Below are 531 nucleotides of genomic sequence, written 5' to 3'. Positions count from 1 at the left end.
CCCGACGCGCTCACTGCAACTGTTTCCAAAACAGGTGCATCCAACAACTCGCTCAGTTTGGCCGCGTCGATATTCAAGCCCCTTTTGCGGGCCACGTCGCTCAAATTCAGCGACACCACCATAGGCAGTCCCAGCGTTTTCAGTTCCAAAATCATGCGCAGGGTCATACGCAGGTTGGTCGCGTCGGCAACGGCAATAATGGCATCGGGCGGAATGCCCATCTTGCCTACCATTACATCTTTCGCCACCGCTTCGTCGGGGCTGGTCGTGCGTAGGCTGTATGTGCCCGGCAGGTCGATAATGCGGACGGCCTCGTCGTCGAGGAAGGCGCCCTCGCGCTTATCGACAGTTACGCCCGGATAATTGGCAACCTTGGCATGTGAGCCGGTCAAACCGTTGAACAAAACGGTTTTGCCGCAGTTTGGCGCGCCAATCAAGGCAAAATAGCTTAGTTCCATCATTTTTCCTTATTCTTTCAGACGGCCTTAAACGGCCTCAACGATACGACACATAATCTTCCCGGCCTCTTCC

At 55.0% G+C, this 531-nt stretch carries 1 protein-coding gene; it reads right to left on the bottom strand.

Annotated elements, in window-relative coordinates; genetic code table 11:
• The coding region (locus ACTHSP_RS21530; protein ID WP_440346943.1) for a FeoB small GTPase domain-containing protein at positions 1-458 on the bottom strand (458 nt) is incomplete at its 3' end.
• Positions 459-531: the final 73 nt, after the last annotated feature.

The sequence above is a fragment of the Neisseria sp. P0001.S005 genome, from assembly GCF_051963715.1.
Note: the sequence above shows the minus strand (reverse complement) of the source record. Positions and strands in the feature narration are given on the sequence as shown.